Raw genomic sequence first — 19,694 nt, 5'->3', positions numbered from 1 at the left:
CAGCCTGCCAAATCCGGTTTAATCCTTGCGTGGCTTTCGACGTGATCATCAGCGGTGGCCGGGTGCTCGACGGCACGGGCGCCCCGCCGTACCGGGCCGACGTGGCGATCGAGGGGGACCGCGTGGCCGCGGTCGGACGGCTGGACGGCGCGCAGGCGGCGCAGGTCGTGGAGGCGGCGGGGCGGCTGGTCGCGCCGGGGTTCATCGACTGCCACGCCCATGGTGACGCCGTCGTCTTCGACCCGGCGGTGCAGCTCGCGGCGTTGCGGCAGGGCGTGACCACGTTCGTGCTGGGTCAGGACGGGCTGTCGTTCGCGCCGGGGTCGGCCGAGACGGTCGCCTACGCCACGCGGTACTTCACCGCGGTCAACGGCCGGCTGCCGCACGGGGGCCCGCTGAGCGTGGCGGACCTGCTGGCCGGCTACGACCGGGCGGCCGCGCTCAACACGGCGTACCTGCTGCCGCACGGGACGATCCGCTACGACGTCATGGGGCCCTCGCCGAGCGCGGCGGGGCCGGAGGATCTGGCCGCGATGCTGGCCAGGGTGGAGCGTGGGCTGAGCGAGGGGGCAGTCGGGCTGTCGAGCGGCCTGGAGTACCTGCCGGGGCGGCACGCCTCGGCCGCCGAACTGGCCACGCTGTGCGGCCCGCTGGGCGGCCTGCCGTACGTCACCCATATGCGGGCCTACGGCGCGAAGGCCGGGCTGGGCATGGCGGAGGTCGGCGAGATCGCCGCGCTGTCGGGTGCGGCGATGCACGTCTCGCACCTGCACGGGCCCGCGGAGGTGCTGCTGCCGCTCGTGGAGCGGGCGCTCGCCGACGACGTGGACCTCACCTTCGACACCTATCCCTACCTGCGGGGCAGCACGATCCTGGCGATGGTCGTGCTGCCGCCCTCGGTGCCCGCCGCGGAGGTGGACCGGGCGGTGGAGATGCTCGGCTCGGCCGATCTCGACGACTGGTGGGAGTCGCTGGAGGGCACCTGGCCGCGGCTGACGATCTCACACGCCCCCGGCTCGTCCTGGGCGGAGGGGCTGACCATGGTCGAGGCGGCGGCGCGGGCCGGTCTGCCGCCCGCCGCGTTCTGCCGGCAGTTGCTCATCGACACGCGGCTCGAGGCCGGATGCGTGACCGCGCGGCCCGACGAGGGGCCGGAGGGGGAGGAGTCGGTGCGCCGGATGCTGCGCCACCCCGCGCACACCGGCGGCTCCGACGGCATCTACGTGGGCGGGCATCCGCATCCGCGCGGGTGGGGCGCCTTCGCCCGCTTCCTCGGCCGGCACGTGCGCGAGCTCGGCGACTGGACCTGGCAGGAGGCGGCGGTGCACCTGGCCGCCCACCCGGCTCGCCGCTTCGGCCTGGCCGACCGCGGGCTGGTGCGCCCGGGCTTCGCCGCCGACCTCGTCGTGCTGGATCCGGCGCGGGTGAACGACGAGGCCACCTACTCCGCGCCGCGGACGCTGGCCTCAGGGGTGGACGACGTGTTCGTCTCCGGCGTGCAGGCGCTGGCCGGGGGGAAGCTGACCGGCGCCACCCCCGGCCGCGCGCTGCGCTCACGTTGATAGGGTCGACCAGGCTGAATTGGGGGGCGTGGTGCAGAACATTCTCACGGAGTCCGAGCTGCCGCTGATGCTCGTGCGGCAGGAGGCGCTGAAGCACAACGTCGCCACGATGGCGGCGTTCGCGCGTGATCACGGGCTGGAGCTCGCGCCGCACGCCAAGACGCACATGTCACCCGAGATCGCCGCCATGCAACTGGAGGCGGGCGCGTGGGGGCTGACCGTGGCCACCTCCCGGCAGGCGCGGGCGGTGCGCGGGTTCGGCGCGAAGCGCATCCTTCTGGCCAACCAGATCGTGGACCCGGCCGGGCTGCGGTGGATCGCGGCGGAGCTGGAGCGGGATCCGGAGTTCGAGTTCCTGTGCTTCGCCGACTCCCGGGACGGCGTGGACATCCTGCGGGCGCACGCGCCGGAGCGGGGGTTCCGGGTGCTGGCCGAGCTGGGGCACCCGGGGGGCCGCGCGGGGTGCCGGAGCGTGGACGAACTGCTGGACTTGACCGGATACATCGCGGCATCGGAGGGCGTGACGCTCGCCGGGGTGGCCGGGTACGAAGGCGCGCTGACATCCGCCGCCGAAGTCCGGAAATATCTGGCGCAGCTCCAGGAAGCCGTCGAATACCTCCGGGTCAAGAACCCGATCCTGACCGTCGGCGGCAGCCAGTGGTTCGACGTCATCGGCCGCGACCTGGTTGCCGTCCAGGCCACCGTCGTGCTGCGCAGCGGCGCCTACGTCTCCCACGACGACGGCTTCTACCGCGAGCGCACCCCCTTCAACCGCATGGACGGCGAGTTGCGGCCCGCCTTCGAGATCTGGGCGCACGTGCTGTCGGTCCCCGAGCCCGGCCTGGCCATCGTCGGCATGGGCAAGCGCGACGCCCCCTACGACGAGGGCCTGCCGATCCCGAAGCGCGCCGGCCTGACCGTCGTCAAGATGCAGGACCAGCACACGGTCGTGCACGGCGACGGCCTGCGCCCCGGCGACATGCTCGCCTTCGGCATCTCGCACCCCTGCACCGCCTTCGACAAGTGGCGCACGCTGCCCGTGGTCGACTCTGACTACCGCCAGGTAGGCACGCTAACTACCCATTTCTAGGAGATCTTGTGAAGAAGGAACTCAGGACCACCGAAGGCGCCGCACCCATCGGCGCGTACTCCCAGGGCCTCGTGGTCGGCGACTTCGTCTACACCTCGGGCGCCGGGCCCCTCGACCCGGTCACCGGGGAGGTCGTGGGTGACGACGTGGCCGCCCAGACGCACCGGACGATGCAGAACCTCGGCGCCATCCTGGCCGCGCACGGCCTCGGCTTCGACGACGTGGTCAAGGCCACCGTGCACCTGCAGCACCTCAAGCGCGACTTCGCCGCCTACAACGAGGTGTACAAGTCGTACTTCAACGAGCCCTACCCGGTGCGCACCACCGTGGGCTCCGACCTGATGGACATCCTGGTCGAGATCGACTTCGTGGCCCACAAGAGCGCGTAAGGTCACGTGAGGAACCGCCGCCCGCCTCGACGGAGACGAGACAAGCGGGCGGCGACCTGCTGACCGGAGGAGACAGGGCAGGGTGGACAGTTCGGTATACGTCTTCGTCGAAGACCTGCGCGGCGAGGGCGTCGAGCGGGTGCTCGACCGCATCACCGGGTACGGCGCGGCCGGCGTCACCGTGGGCGCCGTGCACCACGGCTCCCGGGACGTCACCCCGCACGGCCTGTCCAGGCTGACCCTCCGTCACGACGGCGCCCACTTCGTCCCGCCCGGCGATGTGTTCTCCGGCCTGCGCCTGACGCCGGTACCCGGTCACCTCGACGCCTTCGACGGCCTGCGGGAGGCGTGCGCGAAACGCGGCCTGAAGCTGCACGGCTGGACCGTCTTCCTGCGCAACCTCACGCTCGGCACCCGGCACCCCGACGTGACCGTGCGCGACTGCTTCGGCGACCGCGGCTCGCCGAGCGACCTGTGCCCGGCCCACCCCGACGTGCGCGAGTACGCCGTGGCACTGGCCCGATCGGTGGCCAGGCTCGGCGTGGACAGCGTGGTGGCCGAGTCGCTGCACTTTCGGCCGTTGCGCGCGGAACGCTCCTTCGTGCCGCTGGGCCCCATGGACAACTATCTGTTCGGCCTGTGCTTCTGCGACTACTGCATGCGCCGGGCCACCGACCTCGGCGTCAACGCGGAGGTCGCCCGCGAGGAGTGCGCCAGGATCGTCGGCGGCGTCTTCGACGGCGACCCCGCCGCCCAGGGCGAGGTGACCAGGGCCGCGCTGACCGCCTACGCCGGTCCCGACGTCGTCGCCTACGCCCGCGCCCGCTCGGAGACGGTCACCACGCTGGTCTCCGAGGTGGCCTCCGCGGTCGCGGAGGAGGGCTCCAAACTGGTCTTCATCGACTACACCGGCTCGGTCAAGGGCTACCGCGACGGCCTGCCCACGCCCGGCCTGGCCGCCCACGACGCCTGGCAGCTCGGCGTGGACCTGGTCGCGCTGGGTGACCTGGTGCCCGCCTTCGGCGTCCTGGCCTACGCCCGCGACGCCGCGCGGGTGGCCGACGACGTCGGCGCCTACCTGCGCTCGGTGGGCAAGGATCGCGAGGTCCGGGCCATCCTGCGGCCCGGGTACCCGGACAGCGACTCCACCGACCGCCTCGTGGCCAAGGCCAGAGGGGCCAAGGCGGCGGGGGCGTGCGCGGTGGACTTCTACGCCTACGGGCTGGTGCCGCATCCGGTGCTCGACCGGATCCCGTCGGCATTGGGCGAGGCTACCTGACGCCGTCCAGCACGGCTCCCACGACCTCGGCGGCGAACCCGGGCTTCAGCTCCATCCCGCGGAACACGCCGCGGATCCACACCGCCCCGGCCAGCAGGTCGACGATCAGCATCGGGTCGGCGGACTCGGGCAGTTCGCCGCGCCGTACCGCTCGCTCGAAGATGGCGCGCTCGCGGGCGAGTCGGTCGGCGAAGAAGCGGCCGGCGTCGATCTCGGCGTGGTGGACCGCCGCACCCAGCGCGGCCACGGCCACGTCCCGCGCGGGCGGCTCGGTGAGCAGGCGGCCGAAGGCGGTGACCAGCTCCTCGAGGTCCCCGCGCAGCGACCCGGTGTCCGGGATCTCGAGATCCAGGACCGGCGCCTCCACCAGCGCCGCGGCCAGCAGTGCCGGCTTCGACGGCCACCAGCGGTAGATCGTCGTCTTGTTGACGCCCGACTCCTCGGCCACGCCCTCGACGGTCAGCCCGTCGAATCCCTTGGTGGCCAGCAGCCGCAGCGTGGCGTCGAAGATCTCCCGCTGCTTCCTTGGTGCCATGCGGCCTATCTTCTCCCGGCCAGCGCGGTGACCAGGCCCAGGCCCAGGTAGACGACGCCGGAGAAGTACCGCAGCGCCCGCGCCCCGGCCGCCAGCCGCCTGCCCAGCGCCCCGGCGGTGAAGGCGTAGACCATGTCGGAGAGCAGGCCCAGGACCAGCAGCGTCACCCCGAACACCACGATCTGCAGCGCGGGCGAGCCGGCGCGCTGGTCCACGAACTGCGGCAGCAGCGCCAGGAAGAACAGCGTCACCTTGGGGTTCAGCACGTTGACGACCATGCCTTCGAGGAAGATCTTCCGCAGCGGCTGCGGCTTCGGCGCGCCGGCCTGCTCGGCCTCCTTGGCGGTGAACGCGCGGACGCCCAGGTAGACGAGGTAGGCGACGCCGGCCCACTTGACGATGCCGAAGAGCGTCGCCGACTGGCTGATCACGTACGACAGCCCGGCCGCGGCGGCCAGGATGTGCACCAGCGTGCCCGCCTCCACGCCGAACGCGCTGGCCAGCGCGGCCGAACGCCCCTGGGCCAGGCCGCGGGCGGCGATGTAGAGGTGGTTCGGGCCCGGGATGATGACCAGGGCCAGCGCGGTGACCGTGAAGAGCGCCAGGGTCGGCATCGAGATCATGCTGATAGGTTAAGCGGGATTTGGCCCGTGAATATGGTCCAATCTCCGGGATATTTCGTGAACCAATGGGTCAAGTGCTGACCCTGGCTCCCACATAAAGCACCAGAGGTACGGCCAGCGCCACGGCCATGGACAGCACCGCCGTACCCGAGTCGTTGACCAGCATCCCCACCCCGGCGCTGACCAGCGCCCCGATGAGCCCGGCACGCAGCATGGGCGCGCGGGCGAACGCCTCGGGCACCGCGCCCGCGCTCACCAGGTCCGGCCGGAGCAGCGCGAAGACGAGCAGAGCCAGGCCGACGATCACGACGGGCATGAGGTTGGGCGACAGCAGCGTGTGCAGCATGGCGCCGATCTTGCGCCCGATCAGCGGCATGAACGTCCCGTCGAGCACCTGGCCGACGAAACGCCCCAGGTGGGTCTGCGACTGGGGCGGCCGGAGGGAGTCGAGGACCGCGATGGCGCTCACGATGACCCCGCCGAGGCCGCAGAACAGCAGCACCTTCAGCACCGAGACCCGCCGGCCGGCCACGAGCAGCGCGGTCACCGCGATGCCCGGCACGAACGCGATCACGCCGCCGAAGTCACTGCCGATGCCGGGGGTGCCGGTCAGCAGCATGGCCATCAGGCCGAGCCCGGCGATCAGCGCGACGGCCAGGCGCTGCCGCCCGCTGCGCACGAGGTGGTCGGCGGCGATCGCGGTGGCCAGCAGCACGGAGGTGGCGAACAGGGCGAACGGGATGTTGGCCAGCCCGTAATACCGCCCGCCGACCACGGCCGTGTAGCCCATCAGGCTGTTGAACTGCAGCGGCGTGCCCGACAGCATGTCGGCCAGCAGCGTGGCCCCGGTGATGACGGCCAGGACGGCGGGCGGCCCGAGCGGGTGCCGCCGCCACGGCCCTCCGGCCGCGACCAGCAGAATCAGCGCCGCGATCGCCACGACCCCCGGGATCAGCGCGAGCAGCGGCACGCCGGCGTGCTGCCAGGGCAGCAGGTTGACCAGGTAGGTGGAGACGGGCACCGCGGCCAGCCCGAGCGCGCCGGTCCTGACGAAGCGCAGCCGCCGGCGCCGCGCCAGCAGGAAGTACGCCAGCACGTAGAAGGACACCTGAAGGACCGCGTACGCCGAGAAGAACACACCGGAGGTGTTGCGGACGGTGGTCGCGGCCGCGTCGGAGCCGCGCAGCTCGTTCACCGCGTCGCCGGTGAGGGCGGTCCGCCCGACGACGAACGGGTTGCCGACCGCGGCCGGCGGCACCGGGACGCCGGCGGCGGTCAGCACCTGGGGCGTGAGGTCGGGCAGGATCGCGATGTTGTCGCGCCTGGTCGAGTTGGAGCCGAGGACCGTGCCCGGTGATCCGGTCCACATGAGCACCCGCAGGTGGGGCACGCTGCCGTGGTCGCCGATTCCGGCCAGCAGCACCTGGGTGCCCGCGGGCAGCTTGGCCAGGGCGGCGCCCACCTGGGCGTCGGCCTCGCGCACCGCGGCCCGCCGCCGCTCCGGGGTGATCGCCTCGGGCACTCTGGCCATGGTCCCGTCGGGGCCCAGGTAGGGGCGGATCAGCGCGTCCACGTCCACGGCCAGCACCGGGCAGCGTGACCAGTCGCCGAGCCGCGCGGGCGTGTCGGCGTAGACGTCCACCCGGCCGGTGCGGTCGGCGAGCGCGAGCGCCGCGCCCCGGCCGACCGCCGTCGTGCACATGCCCGCATCCCGTACGGCGCCGCCCAGCGTGCCGGCGCGTTTGCCGTCGCGCAGGGCGTGGACGGCGGCCAGGTCGATCGTCGCCCCGTCCCCGGACGTCACGGGCTCCGGAGCCAGCCCGCAACGGCCCGGGTAGGCCGACCGGACGCCAGAGGAGACGGTCAGCCAGCCGTCGAAGGGGCAGGCGGTGGTGCCGACGGCCTTGACCGACAGGGATCCGAGCCCGCTCCTGCGGGCCAGCTGCCACAGGTTCGGGGTGCGCCGGGCGTCGACGTCCTCCCAGTGCAGGCCGGGAACGCCGATCAGGGCCACGCGGCCCACTGCGGCTTCCCGTTTCTCGTCGTCCCCGCCCGTCCATAAGGCGGCGAGCATCATCATGACCAGAACTAACCGCATTGCCGACTCCCCGTCATTGATCCGGCAAATGCCGTGAATCGTATGCCAGTTGGCCGGGCGGCGTGCCGTACCCGCGAAAAAATGCCCCGCGGGGCAGGCCCTTCAACGCCCGTGCGGGGGGATTTGTCGGGCATGATCGCTATGTTCCCGGCCATGACGACAGACGCGTGGCACGAGATACGTGACCATGTCCTCGGCCTCAGGCCCAGGGCGCTGACCGGCCGCCTGCGCACGCTGACGGACGCCGAGCGGGCCGAGGTGGCGGAGCGGCTGCCCGGGCTGCTCAAGGAGATACGGGCCGCCTCCCGGAACCTGGCCGGCGACCTGCCCGCCTGGACGCGCGGCAGCACCGGCGTGGTCACGACCGGCGGCCCGTTCACCGACTTCGCCGCGCCGCTCCGCATCGCCGGCGCCGCCACCATCCCCGGCCCGGCGGGCGTGGCCGCGTGGCTGGCCAGGCGCGAGCTCAACCCCCGCCGGGCCCACCCGCAGAGCCCCGACGCCATCACCCGCGTGATCACCGGCCGCCCCGCCGCATGGCAGGCCGAGCTGGCCGTACGGCTGGCCGGGAGGATCCGCGGCGCCGAGGACCCCGGCGTGCCCCTGGCCCTCGCCCTGCTCCGCGACACCGGCGCCACGCCGCCCGAGCACGACCCGCTGGTGCTCGCCTGGCTCGCGGCCGGGGTGATGAAGGACGACCCACTCCTCGGCCATCTGGCGCCCCGGATCTTCGTGGCCCAGGGCGCGGGCCGCCTCCTGCGCGACGAGGAGATGACCTCCCGGCCGACCCGCTGGATCGGGGCGCTCACCAAGCTGGCCGCCGGCAGCCGTTCCTCGCGCGAGATGCTCCTGAACGGGTGCGTGAGCCGGTTCCTGCGCGGGGGCGACGCCACCGACCTGCGCTTCTTCGTCCGCCTGCACGACATGCTGGACCCTGAGCCCGCCGAGTCGGCCGCCCGCGCCCGCGACTACCTGCGCCTGCTGCCCGCCGCCCCCGGCGCCGTGGCCGAGGCGGCGCTGACACAGCTCCGCCGTACCGGACCGCACGATCGCGCCGACGCCGTGGAGGCCATCGGCGCGCTCACCTTCTGCGCCGAGGCCAAACTGGCCCGCGCGGGCCTGACCTGGCTCGAGGAGGAGGTACGGCAGGCGCCGCCGCAGGCGGGCGACCTGGTCCCCGCGCTGGTCACGGCGTTCGCCCACACCTCCTACGACATCCAGCGGCGCGCGAGCGACATCGTGCTCAAGCACGCCGGCGTCCTCGACCCCGGCCCGATCGCCGACGCCGTGCCCTGGCTGCCGGCCGACCTGGGCATCCGGGTGGCCGCGGCCGTCGGCGGGGAGGCCGCCGAGCAGGAGGCGTTCGTCCCGGGCACGTTGCCCGCTCCGCCGCGGCCCGAGCCGTTCCCCGCCCCGGAACTGGTGCCGGATCCCCAGGGCTGGATCGAGTACGAGCAGTGGCTGGCCGCCTTCGTCCAGACGGCCTGGACGGATCGGGCGTCGCTGCCCGCCGCCGTGGCCGGGCTGACCGACGCCGTCACCGCCGAGCACCTGCGCATGTACGACATATGGGGCATCCCCCGCCTGTGGCGGACGGCCATGGCCAAGGAGGTGACGACTCCGGGCTGCGGCGTCTTGCTCCCGCAGCGTCGCGCCAGCTCTCCCTTGGACGACCTCCTGCGGAGCAGGTACAGCGAGATCTACAACGCGTTACGCCGGGATCGGCTGCCGCCGGTGCTGCTGGCGACCCCGACGCTGACCAGCGGCCACCTCGCCCCGGAGACCCTGGCCGAGCGCCTGGGCACCTGCGCGGCCGCCGGAGTGGAGCCGCTCCCGGCCGACCTGAGCCAGGCGCTGCTCCGCCTGCCCCGCGGCGCGCGCCCCGACGTGGCCGAGCGGGTGTCCCGCCTGGGGACGCCGGCCGCCGCCCGGACGGCGGCCTGGCTGACCGGCGGCGGACCGCCCGACCCCGAGACCGGCGTCACGTGGGCCTATGCGGAGGGCGCCGCGGAATACTCCTTCGAGGAGCGCGAGCCCGAGCACGTCAGCCAGATCGTCCTGCGCCCGGTGCTCCGGGCCGGGCCGACGGGCGACAGGTACATCGACGAGGCGTTCCGCGAGCCGCCGTGGCACACGGACGGATCGGACACGTCCATGAGCTGGTGGCCCGCCATGCTGCCCTCGCATCGCGAGGTCGTCGCCGTCAGCTACCTTCCGCGGCGGCTCTACTCGTATGTCCGCCCGTCCGCCATCGAGGCCCTCGGTCTGACCGACGGCCCCGCCGGTGAGGCGAGCGCGCTGCTCCTGGCCTACCAACTGACCGTGGAGGACTCCGGCGCGCTCCCGCTGCTGCGCATGGCGGCCGGCGGCGACCTCCCTGCCGAGGCGGTAGGCCGCCAGCTCGCCCTGCTGGTCCGGCGCGCGGGGTTCCCGGTCCGCCCGGTGCTGGCCGTACTGGAAAGGGCCGCCCGTGAGGGGGCGCACCTGGAGGTCTGGCGCATCCTGACCGGCATGCTCCCCCTCCTGCTGCCCGGCCCCGGCGAGCGCCCGAACGCCACCCACTCCGACGCGGTCGCCTTCGCCGCCGAAGTGGCCGCGTGGACGGGAGGGAAGGCCGACATCCCCCAGGTGACGGCGGCCGCCACCGGCCGTAGGTCCACCCGCTACGCCCGGGAGTGCGCCCGCCTCATGAAAGTGTCGGCACGACCATAGGCGTCCCGGTCACCGGATCCGGCACCACCAGGGACGGCAGGTCGAAGACCTCCTTGACCAGCGCGGCGTCCACGACGTCCGCCGCCGCGCCCTCGGCCACGATCCTGCCGTCCTTCATCGCGATCAGGTGGTCGGCGAACCGGCACGCCTGGTTGATGTCGTGCAGCACGGCGATGACGGTGCGCCCTTCGTCCCGCAGCCGCGCGAGCAGCGCCAGCAGCCGGTACTGGTGGGCGAGGTCCAGGAACGAGGTCGGCTCGTCCAGCAGCAGGTACGGTGTCCGCTGGGCGAGCACCATGGCCACCCACACCCGCTGCCGCTGCCCTCCGGACAGCTGGTTGACCGGCCGATCGGCGAGTTCGCCGACCCCGGCGATCTCCATCGCCGAGGCCACCGCGCTCTCGTCCTCCGCCGACCAGAGCGACAGCAGCGGCTGGTGCGGAAACCGGCCGCGGGCGACGAGCTGCCGGACCCGGATGTCCTCCGGCGCCAGCGGATCCTGCGGCAGGAACCCCAGCGAGCGGGCGAGGGCCTTGGCCGCGTAGGCGCCGACGTCCTTCTCGTCGAGAAGCACCCGGCCCTCGGCCGGCCGCAGCAGCCGCACGAGCGCGCGCAGCAGGGTCGACTTCCCGCACGCGTTGGCCCCCACGATCGCGGTGAACGCGCCGTCGGGGACGTCCAGGCTCAGCCGGGTGGAGACCACCCGGTCGGCGTAGCGCAACTCCAGGTCCTGGGCGCGCAGCCGGATCTCGGTCACCGTCGCCTCACCTCCTTGGCCAGCAGCCAGATCAGATAGCAGCCGCCGATCGCGGTGGTGACGACACCGACCGGCAGGGATTCGGGTGCGAGCAGCATCTGCGCGACCAGGTCCGCGCCCTGCAGCAGCAGCGCCCCGGTGAGCGCGGCGGGCAGCAGCGGGACGCCGGGGGCGCCGGCCAGGCGGCGCCCGATCTGCGGGGCGGCCAGCGCGATGAACGCGATCGGCCCGGCCACCGAGGTCACGGTCGCCGTGCACCCGACGCCGACCAAGACCATCACCAGCCGCAGCCGGCGCAGTGACACCCCGGTGGTGGCGGCCACGGCCTCGCCCAGCGCGGCCTGGTGCATGGCGTGCGCCGAGCCCGCCATCACGACCAGCAGCACCGCGATGATCGCGAAGGGAAGGGGCAGGTCCTCCCAGTCGACGCCGTTGAGCGAGCCGGCGTGCCAGCCCGCCGCCGCCATCGCGACCTCGAGTTCGGCGCGCAGCACGATCCACGAGTTCAGCGCGGTCACGATCGCGCTGACCGCGATGCCGATCACCACGAGCCGCAGCCCGGTCCGGCCGCCGCCCGCCGACAGCAGGTAGATGAGGGCGGCCACGGCCAGCCCGCCGAGCACCGAGCCGGTGGCGAGCTGCACCGAGCTGCCGGACAGCAGGGTGATCGCGACCAGCGCGCCGGTGTAGGCGCCGGCGTCGAGCCCGATCACGTCCGGGCTGCCCATGGGGTTGCGGGTGAGGTTCTGGAAGATCGCCCCGGCCACGCCGAGGGCCAGGCCGAAGACCAGGCCCGCCAGCACCCGCGGCAGCCGCCAGTCGCGCACCACGACGACGGACTCGCCCCAGCCGCCGAGCGCCGCCACGACCTCGCCCGGCGTCGCCCACGAGGCCCCGAAGCTCAGCCCGAGCAGCCCGAGCGCGAGGATCGCGGCGGCCAGCGCCGCGGACAGCAGCAGCGTCCGCCGCTCCACGCGCATCGACCGGATCACAACGACCCCGCGCCATACCGCCGCACGGCCCAGATGAGCACCGGCCCGCCGAGGAAGGCGGTGACGATCGCCACCGGCACCTCGCCCGTCGGCAGCAGCACCCGCGAGCCCATGTCGGAGACGAGCAGCAGGATCGGCCCGAACACCGCCGCGTAGGCCGTGAGCCAGGGAACCGAGCTCCTGGCCAAGGGGCGCGCGACATGCGGCACGATCAGCCCGGCGAACAGGATGGGCCCGGCCACGGCGGTGGCGGCGCCGGCCAGCACGGTGATGCAGGCCAGCGCGGCCAGCCGTACCCGATGGACGTTGGCGCCGAGCGCGCGGGCAACGTTGTCGCCGAGCGCGACCGCGTTGAGCGAGCGGCTCAGCAGCAGCGCGGCGGCGACCGCGAGGCCGATCAGCACCAGGGGCAGCACGAGCGGGTCCTTTTCGCGACCGGCCAGCGAACCGATCGCCCAGAAGCGGAAGCGGTCGAAGACGTCCGGCATCATGAGCCGCAGGCCCAGCGAGAGGCCCGCGAGCACCGCGCTCAGCGCGACGCCGGTGAGCACGAGGCGCAGCGGCGAGGAGCGCCCCACCGAGTACACCAGCAACGCGGCCAGGGCCGCGCCGAGCGCGGCGAGCACGAGTTCGGCGCCGGGCGCGACGGCCAGGCCGAGCGTGGCGCCGATGGTCATCGCGAACCCGGCGCCCGCGGTGACGCCGAGGATGCCCGGTTCGGCCAGCGGGTTGCGCGACAGCGTCTGGATCAGCGCGCCGGCCACCCCGAGCGCGGCGCCGACGCCCACCCCGAGCACGGCGCGGGGAAGGCGGATGTCCCGGACGATCGTGTGGTCGCCGGAGCCGTCGAAGGCGACGAGCGCGCGCACCACCTCGGCGGGCGCGACGCCGCGCGCGCCGACGCCGACGCTGACGACGGTCACGACGGCGAGTACGGCCAGCCCGGCGGCGAGCACGAGGCTCCGGGCGGCCCGCGTCACGGCTTGACCAGCGGCGCCAGCGAGGTGTCGAGCGCGTCGAGGGCGAGCAGCGCCTGCCCGTAGGTCGCGGCCTCGGTGTAGCGGATCGGGTAGGTCTTGCCCGCCTTCACCGCCGGAAGCTGCTTCCACAGCGGGGAGTCGAGGACGTACTGGACGGCGGGCAGCGGCTTGCCGTCGGCGGCGACGGAGTAGGTGACGGCGTCGGCCTCGGTCAGCGCGGCGGGCAGTTCCTCGATGGAGGGGTACTCGCTGACGTCCTTGCTGCCGCCGCCCTTCTCCTTGACCTGGCCGTAGTAGTTGGCGCCGATGTCGTTGGCGATGTTGGTGCCCCACGAGCCGTTGAACTCGCGGTGGAAGGAGCCCTTGTCCACCTGCCCGTATGCGCCGACATGGGCGAGCTTGAGCGGCGGCAGCGCCTTCTCGTACTTCTTCTTCAGCTCCGTCGCCTTGGCGTCGTAGGCGGCCTTGACGGTGTCGAAGCCCGCCAGCGCGCCGGCGGCGTCGGCCTGCCGCTGGGACAGCTCGCGCCAGGCCGACGGCAGCGTCGGCCCGATCGTCACGACCGGCGCGATGGAGCGCAGCCGCTTGAGGTCGATGTCGGCCAGCACCGGCGCGGGCACGCCGATGACGATGAGGTCGGGCTTGGCCTTGGCGATCGCCTCGTAGTTGGTCTCGGCCGCCGTCTCACCGGCCACCTTCGGCAGCTTGTCGTAGGCGGCGCGGGCCTTGGCGTCCATCATCGGCAGCCCGCGCTTCCACGAGGAGATGCCCGCGAGCGGCGCCCCGGCCTCGATCAAGGCGGGTACGGCGTAGCCGGTCGCGACCACCCGCTGCGGCTTGGCCGGAATGGTGACCTCGCCGTCGGCCGTCTTGAAGGCCCGGGTGGCGACGGGCGCCTGCTTCCCGGTGGTCGAGGCGCATCCGGTGGCGGCAACGGTGAGCGCGAGCAACAGGGCGGTGCCGAGTTTCCGGCCAGCAGACATGGGTGTTCCCTCAAGGCTAGGCTAATTAGGTTAGCCTTACCTTAGTGGTCGTCGTCGAAGTCCGCGACGCCGCGCTTCCAGTAGCCCGTGATGTCGTAGTCGTCCGGATCCAGCTTCAGCTCGTCCCGCACCCACCGGCGCAGCGGCTTCAGGTCCCCCGCCTCCCCGGCCAGCCAGACGTACACCCGCTCACCCTCGGGCACCGCCACCTCCTGTACGGCTCCCGCCAGCTCGCCCGGCGCCGGCCACCGGACCACGACGTTCTCCGGCGCCGCCAGCTCGATCCTCTGCGTGGCGTCGGCCACCTCGACGAACGCCCAGCCGGCGGCGGTCCTGGGCAGTTCCTCGAGCCAGCGGGCGATCGCGGGCAGCGCGGTGAGGTCGCCGGCCAGCAGGTACCGGTCGTAGGCGGGCGGCACGATCAGCCCGCCGGGCGGTCCCGCGACGTGCAGGGTCATGCCGGGCGCCGCCGCCCTGGCCCAGTCGGCCGCGACGCCCTTGCCGTGCAGCGCGAAGTCGAGGTCGAGCTCGCCGGTGGCCGGGTCGTAGCGGCGGACCGTGTACTTGCGCGTGGTGGGGAACGGACGGGGCCAGCGCAGCATGAGCCCGTCCTGCTCGGGCAGGCGCAGGATCCCGTCCGGGCCGGGCAGGACGACCCTGACGTGCTCGTCGGGGGAGTGGGCGGCGAAGCCCGCGGTGCCCGGGCCGCCGAAGGTCACCCTGAGCAGGCCGCTGCCGACCATCGAGGTGCGCAGGACCTCGACCTCCCTGATCGTGATCGGGTAGGCCACCTTGCGGGCGGTCGTCCCCGCTCTCACCTCGGCGATCCGCTCCTGGTAGTGGTCGCGGTCGACGATGCGCGGGGACGTCATGGGCTCCTCCAGAGGGATTGAGTTAGGCAAGCCTAGCCTAATCCCTCGGGAGATCAGCGGCCCCGGCGGCCGAGCGCCAGCGTGAGCTCGCGCAGGGCGTCGGCGGCCCGGCGCAGAGTCGGCTCGGGGACGCCGGCCATCGCCTCGGCATGCGCCCGGCCGGCCCCGTCGAGTGCCAGGTTCGCCACGCGGAGTCCCTCGGCAGTGAGCTGGACCCATCGGCTGCGGGCGTCGCCGGGGTTGTCCGCCCGCTCGACATAACCCGCCGCGGCCAGCCGCTGCAGGACGTTGCTCGTGCCGCCGGAGGTCAGGAACAGCGAGCGGGACAGCTCGCTCGGCTTCAGCCGGTGCGGGGGAGCGCTGCGGGCCAGCGCGGCCAGGACGTCGAACTCGGCGGTGGTGAGGCCGAGCTCGGCCAGCTCCGCCTTCATCGCCTGGTCGAACACCATGTGCACGCGGGACATGCGCTTGCTGATCTCCAGGCTGGCGATGAGGGCCGCCGGCATGCCGGCCTCCTGCCAGCGGGGCACCAGCCCGTCAACCTCGTCCTGCGTCACGTTCCGAGGATACCCAGAGCCGGGTTGGTGACATGTAACGAAAACCTCTGCTAGGTTATGCGTTACATGTAACGAACCTTGGAGGTCCGAGATGGAAGTCAACGGCGTCAGCCTGTGGGTGGAGGACTTCGGCGACCCCGCCGACCCCGCGATCCTGCTCATCCACGGCGCCGGAGAATCCTTGCTGGCCTGGGACGACGCGTTCGTCCGCCGCCTGGTGGCCGGTGGCCGCCGCGTCATCCGCTACGACAGCCGCGACGCCGGCCGTTCGACGACCTACCCCGCCGGCTCGCCCGGCTACACCCTGCGCGACCTGGTCGCCGACGCCGTCGGCGTCCTCGACGCCCTGGGCGTGCGCACCGCCCACCTCGTCGGCATGTCCCAGGGCTCCGCCGTCGCCCAGCTCGTCGCGCTCGACCACCCCGAGCGGACGGCCTCCCTCACCCTGGCCTCCTCCAGCCCCGGCGGCCCCGGCCACGAGAACCCGGACCTGCCCGGCATGAGCCCCGCGCTGCAGGACTTCTTCACCGAGGAGGCGCCCGCGCCCGACTGGACCGACCGGGACGCGGTCATCGCCTACCTGGTCGCCAGTGAGCGGCCCTTCGCCGCGGCCTCCCGCCCCTTCGCGGAAGAGGTACGGCGAGCCAACGCCGGACGCGTCGTCGACCGGGCCGCCGACATCGCCGCCCAGCTCTCCAACCCGTTCCTCATCGACCCCGGGCAGCCGTGGCGGCACCGCCTCGGCCGGATCGCCGTGCCCGCCCTCGTCTTCCACGGCGCCGAGGACCCGCTCTTCCCCGTCGAGCACGGTCAGGCGCTGGCCGCCGAGATCCCCGGCGCCCGTTTCGTCGCGATGCCGGCCACCGGCCACGAGGTCTTCCCGGAGGCCCAGTGGGATCTGGTCGTCCCCGCCCTCCTCGCGCACACCGCCGCCTGAACCCGGCCCGGAGCGGCTGCGTATCCGATCGTGACTGCTCCGAAGGGATCGATCATGACGGCGAAACTCCCGATCGTCGCCCTGTGCCTGGCCTTCACCGCCGCGTGCGGGCAGGCGGCAGGCGCACCCGTGGCCGCGGGCGCCGGGTACAACCCCGCCGATCTCGCCTTCTCCCAGCAGATGATCCCGCATCACCTGCAGACCATCGAGGTCGCCGAACTGGCGGAGAAGAAGTCCGGCGACGCCTATGTCCGGCGGGTGGCCCGGGATCTGATCAAGAAAGAGCGGGCGGACGTCGAGCTGATGAGCTCCTGGCTGCGTTCCTGGGGCGCCGCCGTACCGTCCACGCCACCCCGATCCGGGCACGCGATGGCGGGCATGCTGTCATCGGTGCAGATCACCGAGCTGCGGCGCCGATCGGGCGCCGCCTTCGACACCATGTGGGCCTCGCTGCTGGCCAGGCACCTGGGCAGCGGCGTGCGCATGGCCGAGTCGGTCACCGCGGAAGGGGAGCACGTGCCCACGGCGACGCTTGCCCGGGGACTGATCCCCGAGCAGCGCGCCCTGATCGAGGAGCTCGGCAGGCGAGCCGATCAGGAGTGATGGTGGGCGGCGTGTTCGGCGGGCTTGGCCGTCACCCATGCGCGGGTGCTCTCCGCACGGTCCCGCAGTGTGGTGAGCAGGGCGGCCAGCCCCTCGTGGTCCATGTACGCCGTCTTCTCGACGCTCGAGGCGTGCGTGGCCACCTGCTCGGCCAAGCTGTCGAGCTCGCGAAGAGACGCCAGGAGATCGTGCGTTTCGTGGGTGTTCAAATCGCACATGACACGGACGCTAGATCGGGCCGGCGCTCGCGTCCAGACCCCCGGGGATGCACTTGCCTGTCGCGCTGAGGACGTTTGCGGCCTGTCAACGCGCTGTCAATCCCGGCGAGCAAGCCTGAGCGGGCAACAACGCTCGTTCGGAAGGTTTCACCATGACGGCCGCACCGCTTCTTCGCCGCTTCGCACTCGCCCTGACCGCTGCGGCGGCCATCGCCACGCTCGGCGCCTGCTCCTCCGGAGGGGACGCCGGGGCCGACGTCAAGGCCGCGTGCACCGAGATCAACACCGCCATCGCCGGCGCCACGGAGACGATGCTGAAGATCCAGAGCGACCCGGAATCCGTCGACGCGGAGGAGGCCAAGAAGGCGTACAGCACGGCCGCGGCCGGGCTCACCGCCGCGGCGGCCAAGCTGCCGGACGGAGAGCTGAAGGAGGCCGCCCTCTCCGTCGCGGGCGACTACGAGAAGGCCGCCAACAGCGAGCAGACGGGCCCCAACGAGAAGACCGAGGTCATCAAGCGCACCTGCACCTGAGCCCGGGTCACCAGCGGCCCGTGCACACCGTGTAGCGCCCGGTGAGCGACTTCATCTCCGGCGTGTAGGTGAGGCACACCCGGAACTTGATCACCTGGCCGGCGCCCTTCGTGAAGCCGGGCGGGGTCCGGGGCAGCGCGAGCGTCTGGGCCAGCGGGCGGCCCGCGATGTCCAGGGCGCAGGTGTGCCAGCCGCCCGGGCCGCCTTCGTAGCGGGGCGTCCACTGCAGCGCCAGCCGGAGCCGGTCCACGCTCACCTTGGCGGTGGCCCGGGCGAAGTAGTACAGGCTCTCGCCGTCAGGATGGAGAACCTGCACCAGCGACGCCCGGCCCACTTGTTCGCCCGTTCCCTTGAACAGCGCCGGGCCGAATGCCTGCCCCGCCTCCTGGGGCAGCCATTCCCCCTTCCACGGCTCGGTGGAGGCGCGTGGCTTCCACTCCACCCCCGGCGGCAGTTCGTAGGGACGGCCGCCGGGCCCCGGTTCGCACGGCTTGTCCCGGCCGCCCGCGGCGAACTCCTCCGGCAGCGGCTGCGGGCCGTCCAGCGAGTACGACTGCCCGCTGATGTCCACGGGCCGGACCCGGCCCGCCGCGGCCACCCGCCACCGCTGCGCCGCGTCGGCCTCGTCGCACGGCGCCTGCACCACGGCCCCGCCGTCCGCCAGGCACAGGCCGCTGTGCGCGTTGACCACCCGCACCGCCCCGTGCAGCGCCGACAGCCGCCACTGCTGGTGCGGATGCCCGTCGCAGTCGCCTTGTTCCACCACCGCGCCCGCGGCCGTCTTGTCACCGCCTCGCACGCCCAGGCAGCGAAACACCTTGCCCGCCGCCCGGATCTCCCCACCGGCCGGGTCCCGCCCCCCGCGCACCAGCTCCCAGACGCCCGTCCGGCCCGCCGAGGTGACCACCGCGACGCCGTCGTCGGACACGTCCCGCTCGAGCGCGACTCGGCCGCCGTCCCGGTCGCCCACCAGCACGAACGGCAGCGCGTCCCGGCCGAACACCCTGGCCAGCTCCGCGTCGGCATCGGCGGGTCCGGCGGGCACCACGGCCGACGCGGTGGCCAGCAGCAACACCCCCAGCACGCCGACCCGTGCCCGCCACAGCAGGGCCCTGACCAGCAGGCCGGGCAGCGCCCCGGCGGGAGCCCGCTCGAGATGGAACGTTCCCAGCTGGGCGTCGACCCGCTCCAGCACCCGCCCGGTGTCGGCGAGCAGAGCCTCCTCCGGCCAGTGCCGCGGCGGCGGAGAGGGGCTCTCGAGCGGCTCCTCGCCCAGCACGACCAGGACCAGGCGCCAGCGCCCGGCCAGCCGCCCGACCAGCCGGATCTCCTTCCTGATGCGAGCCGCCCGCCGGGAGATCCGCGCCTGCGCCTCGGCCAGCCGGTCGCGCTCCAGGGTGACCTGGGCCAGCCGCTGCGCGATGAGGCCGCTCATCCGGGTCAGCAGATCCTGCATGAAGCGCAGGCCGTCGTTCTGCTCCCGCAGGATCGCCAGCTGCCGCTGGGCGACGGCCGGCACGTCCTCGTCGCCGATCCTGCGCCGCTGCCGCTGCCGCTGCCGCTGCCGCTGCCGCTTCGCGACCGCGGCCCCGGCTTCGGCATGGAGTTCCCGCACCGCGTGCAGCATCCGATCGACGTCCCGCACCGCGCAGCACCGGCGCACGATCGCCTCGGCCAGAAGCAGGTCGGGCAGTTGCCCGCCGTTCAGCTGCCTGGAGACGAACGAGGCGGAGTAGCCCCTCAGGTCGGCGAGCACGACCCCGTTGTCGCGCATGAGCGCGCGCAGCCAGACGATCAGATCCTCGAGCGGGGGCGGGCAGTCCGGCGGCAGGCCGCCCCAGGGGCGCCCGGCGCGGGCCGGCGGTCGAGCCTTCGCCACTGCCTGCCTCCCGGACCCGCCGTGTGCGCCTTCGTACCGAGCGTAGAACGGGGCCCCGGTCCGGGCGGTGCTCTTTCGACAACTTCCCTGACCCC

General features: G+C 73.3%; 19 protein-coding genes. 8 read left to right on the top strand and 11 right to left on the bottom strand.

All coding sequences use genetic code 11. The features are described from left to right. Positions 1-29 precede the first annotated feature (29 nt). The 4 genes from FVE25_RS29205 to FVE25_RS29190 all read left to right on the top strand — a co-directional run bounded on the left by FVE25_RS29205 (position 30) and on the right by FVE25_RS29190 (position 4,320). A complete protein-coding gene (locus FVE25_RS29205; protein ID WP_157250308.1) occupies positions 30-1,562 on the top strand; it encodes an N-acyl-D-amino-acid deacylase family protein in 1,533 nt (510 codons plus the stop codon). A gap of 28 nt (positions 1,563-1,590) precedes the next feature. Next, positions 1,591-2,652 (top strand): alanine racemase, encoded by a 1,062-nt coding sequence (locus FVE25_RS29200; RefSeq protein ID WP_246267604.1) that lies wholly within the window; start codon positions 1,591-1,593, stop codon positions 2,650-2,652. A gap of 8 nt (positions 2,653-2,660) precedes the next feature. Continuing rightward, entirely contained in the window at positions 2,661-3,041 is a 381-nt protein-coding gene (locus FVE25_RS29195; RefSeq protein WP_157250307.1) for a RidA family protein, read from the top strand. 82 nt (positions 3,042-3,123) lie between these two features. Further along, positions 3,124-4,320: a hypothetical protein gene (locus FVE25_RS29190; protein ID WP_157250306.1), complete on the top strand. Its 1,197-nt coding sequence runs from the start codon at positions 3,124-3,126 to the stop codon at positions 4,318-4,320. Here the strand turns inward: FVE25_RS29190 and FVE25_RS29185 are convergent. The 3 genes from FVE25_RS29185 to FVE25_RS29175 all read right to left on the bottom strand — a co-directional run bounded on the left by FVE25_RS29185 (position 4,313) and on the right by FVE25_RS29175 (position 7,576). Next, entirely contained in the window at positions 4,313-4,855 is a 543-nt protein-coding gene (locus FVE25_RS29185; RefSeq protein WP_157250305.1) for a TetR/AcrR family transcriptional regulator, read from the bottom strand. The two genes, FVE25_RS29190 and FVE25_RS29185, sit on opposite strands and share 8 nt — an antisense overlap. 5 nt (positions 4,856-4,860) lie before the next feature. Further along, entirely contained in the window at positions 4,861-5,478 is a 618-nt protein-coding gene (locus FVE25_RS29180; protein ID WP_157250304.1) for a LysE family translocator, read from the bottom strand. 70 nt (positions 5,479-5,548) lie between these two features. Then, a complete protein-coding gene (locus tag FVE25_RS29175) occupies positions 5,549-7,576 on the bottom strand; it encodes a hypothetical protein (protein WP_157250303.1) in 2,028 nt (675 codons plus the stop codon). A 153-nt stretch (positions 7,577-7,729) separates the two neighbouring features. Between FVE25_RS29175 and FVE25_RS29170 the strand changes: the two genes are divergently transcribed. After that, positions 7,730-10,288: a hypothetical protein gene (locus FVE25_RS29170; protein WP_157250302.1), complete on the top strand. Its 2,559-nt coding sequence runs from the start codon at positions 7,730-7,732 to the stop codon at positions 10,286-10,288. Here the strand turns inward: FVE25_RS29170 and FVE25_RS29165 are convergent. Genes FVE25_RS29165 through FVE25_RS29140 form a run of 6 tightly spaced genes read right to left on the bottom strand, consistent with a single transcriptional unit; the run spans position 10,263 to position 15,429 of the window. Then, the gene (locus FVE25_RS29165; protein WP_157250301.1) at positions 10,263-11,045 is read right to left on the bottom strand and encodes an ABC transporter ATP-binding protein; all 783 of its coding nucleotides are present in this window, start codon (positions 11,043-11,045) and stop codon (positions 10,263-10,265) included. The two genes, FVE25_RS29170 and FVE25_RS29165, sit on opposite strands and share 26 nt — an antisense overlap. After that, entirely contained in the window at positions 11,042-12,025 is a 984-nt protein-coding gene (locus FVE25_RS29160; protein ID WP_157250300.1) for a FecCD family ABC transporter permease, read from the bottom strand. Before FVE25_RS29160 ends, FVE25_RS29165 begins: the two co-directional genes overlap by 4 nt. Before the next feature lie 8 nt (positions 12,026-12,033). Further along, positions 12,034-13,017, bottom strand: a complete 984-nt coding sequence (locus FVE25_RS29155; RefSeq protein WP_157250299.1) for a FecCD family ABC transporter permease — start codon at positions 13,015-13,017, stop codon at positions 12,034-12,036. Then, a complete protein-coding gene (locus FVE25_RS29150; RefSeq protein ID WP_157250298.1) occupies positions 13,014-14,000 on the bottom strand; it encodes an ABC transporter substrate-binding protein in 987 nt (328 codons plus the stop codon). Before FVE25_RS29150 ends, FVE25_RS29155 begins: the two co-directional genes overlap by 4 nt. A 41-nt stretch (positions 14,001-14,041) precedes the next feature. Continuing rightward, complete coding sequence (locus FVE25_RS29145; RefSeq protein WP_157250297.1) at positions 14,042-14,872, bottom strand: siderophore-interacting protein; 831 nt, start codon at positions 14,870-14,872, stop codon at positions 14,042-14,044. Between the two features lie 53 nt (positions 14,873-14,925). Continuing rightward, positions 14,926-15,429, bottom strand: a complete 504-nt coding sequence (locus tag FVE25_RS29140; RefSeq protein WP_157250296.1) for a MarR family winged helix-turn-helix transcriptional regulator — start codon at positions 15,427-15,429, stop codon at positions 14,926-14,928. Positions 15,430-15,520: 91 nt separating this feature from the next. Here FVE25_RS29140 and FVE25_RS29135 point away from each other — a divergent pair, with 91 nt between their 5' ends. Both FVE25_RS29135 and FVE25_RS29130 read left to right on the top strand, forming a co-directional pair. After that, complete coding sequence (locus FVE25_RS29135) at positions 15,521-16,366, top strand: alpha/beta fold hydrolase (RefSeq protein WP_157250295.1); 846 nt, start codon at positions 15,521-15,523, stop codon at positions 16,364-16,366. A gap of 54 nt (positions 16,367-16,420) precedes the next feature. Further along, entirely contained in the window at positions 16,421-16,969 is a 549-nt protein-coding gene (locus FVE25_RS29130) for a DUF305 domain-containing protein (protein WP_157250294.1), read from the top strand. On the opposite strand, the gene FVE25_RS29125 is transcribed toward FVE25_RS29130, so the two are convergent. Continuing rightward, positions 16,960-17,187 (bottom strand): hypothetical protein, encoded by a 228-nt coding sequence (locus tag FVE25_RS29125; RefSeq protein ID WP_157250293.1) that lies wholly within the window; start codon positions 17,185-17,187, stop codon positions 16,960-16,962. The genes FVE25_RS29130 and FVE25_RS29125 overlap by 10 nt on opposite strands. A 152-nt stretch (positions 17,188-17,339) precedes the next feature. On the opposite strand from FVE25_RS29125, the gene FVE25_RS29120 reads away from it, so the two are divergent. Continuing rightward, positions 17,340-17,720 (top strand): hypothetical protein, encoded by a 381-nt coding sequence (locus FVE25_RS29120; RefSeq protein WP_157250292.1) that lies wholly within the window; start codon positions 17,340-17,342, stop codon positions 17,718-17,720. Between the two features lie 7 nt (positions 17,721-17,727). Here FVE25_RS29120 and FVE25_RS53980 read toward each other — a convergent pair whose 3' ends face one another. Next, positions 17,728-19,599: an RICIN domain-containing protein gene (locus FVE25_RS53980; protein WP_219825696.1), complete on the bottom strand. Its 1,872-nt coding sequence runs from the start codon at positions 19,597-19,599 to the stop codon at positions 17,728-17,730. Positions 19,600-19,694 lie beyond the last annotated feature (95 nt).

Origin of the sequence: Nonomuraea typhae (genome assembly GCF_009760925.1) — a bacterium.
Classification (GTDB): domain Bacteria; phylum Actinomycetota; class Actinomycetes; order Streptosporangiales; family Streptosporangiaceae; genus Nonomuraea; species Nonomuraea typhae.
Note: the sequence above shows the minus strand (reverse complement) of the source record. Positions and strands in the feature narration are given on the sequence as shown.

Coding starts and splice junctions, on each gene's coding strand:
- FVE25_RS29125 (WP_157250293.1), bottom strand. CDS start 17,187: ATGTGCGATTTGAACACCCACGAAACGCACGATCTCCTGGCGTCTCTT.
- FVE25_RS29130 (WP_157250294.1), top strand. CDS start 16,421: ATGACGGCGAAACTCCCGATCGTCGCCCTGTGCCTGGCCTTCACCGCC.
- FVE25_RS29145 (WP_157250297.1), bottom strand. CDS start 14,872: ATGACGTCCCCGCGCATCGTCGACCGCGACCACTACCAGGAGCGGATC.
- FVE25_RS29180 (WP_157250304.1), bottom strand. CDS start 5,478: ATGATCTCGATGCCGACCCTGGCGCTCTTCACGGTCACCGCGCTGGCC.
- FVE25_RS29150 (WP_157250298.1), bottom strand. CDS start 14,000: ATGTCTGCTGGCCGGAAACTCGGCACCGCCCTGTTGCTCGCGCTCACC.
- FVE25_RS29175 (WP_157250303.1), bottom strand. CDS start 7,576: ATGCGGTTAGTTCTGGTCATGATGATGCTCGCCGCCTTATGGACGGGC.
- FVE25_RS29120 (WP_157250292.1), top strand. CDS start 17,340: ATGACGGCCGCACCGCTTCTTCGCCGCTTCGCACTCGCCCTGACCGCT.
- FVE25_RS29170 (WP_157250302.1), top strand. CDS start 7,730: ATGACGACAGACGCGTGGCACGAGATACGTGACCATGTCCTCGGCCTC.
- FVE25_RS29160 (WP_157250300.1), bottom strand. CDS start 12,025: ATGCGCGTGGAGCGGCGGACGCTGCTGCTGTCCGCGGCGCTGGCCGCC.
- FVE25_RS29185 (WP_157250305.1), bottom strand. CDS start 4,855: ATGGCACCAAGGAAGCAGCGGGAGATCTTCGACGCCACGCTGCGGCTG.
- FVE25_RS29135 (WP_157250295.1), top strand. CDS start 15,521: ATGGAAGTCAACGGCGTCAGCCTGTGGGTGGAGGACTTCGGCGACCCC.